We start from the raw sequence: 1575 nt of genomic DNA on the forward strand, positions 1-1575 counted from the left end.
TGACGGTCGAGGTTCCGCACGCTGTCCTGTTAACCGATGTAGAAGCGCAGGAACACCTGGCCCTTCGTTATCGAGAGATCATCTGGACCCATCATCTCGCGGGCACCAGTGGTTACGGCTCATGGGAGGCCGGGCGATGACATCGAAAAGCAAAAACCAGGCCCCAACGTTTCAAGGCTTATGGGAAGTCAGCCAAGCTGCGGGAAAACTGACAAGCCAAGCGTGCACCATCAGCGCGCGCCATCTGCAGGATGGTATTACACGGTCAATATTCAATCGGGAAGTTGCGTATTACGCGCGCAGTATCGTTCGCGATGTGGAGCAGGGAAAAAAGACGGTTGCACAGGGGCTCGTGGCGATAAAAGCCGAGCAGCAAAGCCTGCTGGATCAGTCACTGGAGATTGGCCGTAAAGGCATTGGAGTTGTAGCAGGTGCATTGCAAATGGCCACAGGTGCTGGAATTTGCTACGCCTCCGTTGGCACGCTCTGCCTTATTGCCGGGGTGCCGCTGATGGCGCATGGCGCAAACAACGTATATGAGGGCGGGCATAACCTGATGACGGGGCAATCAGATGCTTCCGGCCCTGTTCGTAACGCCTACCAAGCAGCAGCATCCGCCATGGGCCATGGTGAGCGAGAAGCGAACATAGCCTATGGTGCAGTGGATATTGGATTATCCGTCTACAGTGCCGCGAGGCACGTGCTGAAGCCTGATGCTTGGCGCCTATTTAGATACATCCCAACCGATTACATTCGAGCGTATAGAACGATGACTCCAACTACGATGAGCGTCGAGGCTTACACAGATTTTCAAACGATAAAACAAATGTATAACGAGGAGAAAAATTGATACTTTGGTTCGTCTGGGTTTTTCCATTATTCGCCACATGGGGAGTCCTTTGCGCATACACACTCAAAATACGTTTTTCTGGTACCCAATACTTTTTCGCAAAGTTCTCACTCTGCCTAGCATTCAATGGTTTTTTTGCGATCACATACTTAGGCATGATCGAACACCATCAATTCCTTTTACTCGGGCACCAGCCAGATCTTATTTCCAACTACCCATTCATTGGATGGATTGCTTTTTTCTGTATTCCTATTCACGCAGGAGCATTACCTGTCAGATGGGAAATCAGATGGTGGTTTTGATGAAGAGGCTATAAATCAACATAATGTAAAGCACACTAATCCACAGACAAAAAACGCCCCGAACCAGTCGGGGCGTTTTTTATTCAGCGTTTACCGATCAAGCCTGATCAGCCAACCGCCACGTCGTCCCACCCTTACCGTCTTCCAACACCACGCCCATGGCGGTGAGTTGGTCGCGGAGTCGGTCGGATTCCGCCCAGTCCTTGTTGGTACGTGCAGCCAAACGCGCCTGGATCAGCGCATCCACTTCTACCGTATCCACACGCCCTTCGTACTTCCAGCTGCAAACCTAGAATATTCCTACATCCAACTCGCACTATAAAAAGCGAAGCGTCCGATATTTCCTATTTCATTTTTTCCGTATGTTCGGGGCAGACAACTCAGAGTGTTTACCCCATGGCATACCACGGCTACATGTCCATC

1 protein-coding gene and 1 pseudogene are annotated in these 1575 nt (G+C 50.7%); one reads left to right on the forward strand and one right to left on the reverse strand.

Going from position 1 to position 1575, the window contains the following annotated elements:
• Nucleotides 1-136: 136 nt before the first annotated feature.
• Complete coding sequence (locus CFE47_RS31145) at nucleotides 137-850, forward strand: DUF4225 domain-containing protein (protein WP_286843028.1); 714 nt, start codon at nucleotides 137-139, stop codon at nucleotides 848-850.
• Nucleotides 851-1249: 399 nt separating this feature from the next.
• Here CFE47_RS31145 and CFE47_RS31150 read toward each other — a convergent pair.
• A pseudogene (locus CFE47_RS31150) lies at nucleotides 1250-1423 on the reverse strand (CysS/YqeB C-terminal domain-containing protein); the annotation flags it as partial.
• Nucleotides 1424-1575: the final 152 nt, after the last annotated feature.

The organism is Pseudomonas sp. PGPPP1, assembly GCF_002255865.1.
Lineage (GTDB): Bacteria > Pseudomonadota > Gammaproteobacteria > Pseudomonadales > Pseudomonadaceae > Aquipseudomonas > Aquipseudomonas cremoris.

What these genes read in the sequence shown, in the direction of transcription:
- CFE47_RS31145 (WP_286843028.1), top strand. Translation starts at nt 137, where the DNA reads ATGACATCGAAAAGCAAAAACCAGGCCCCAACGTTTCAAGGCTTATGG.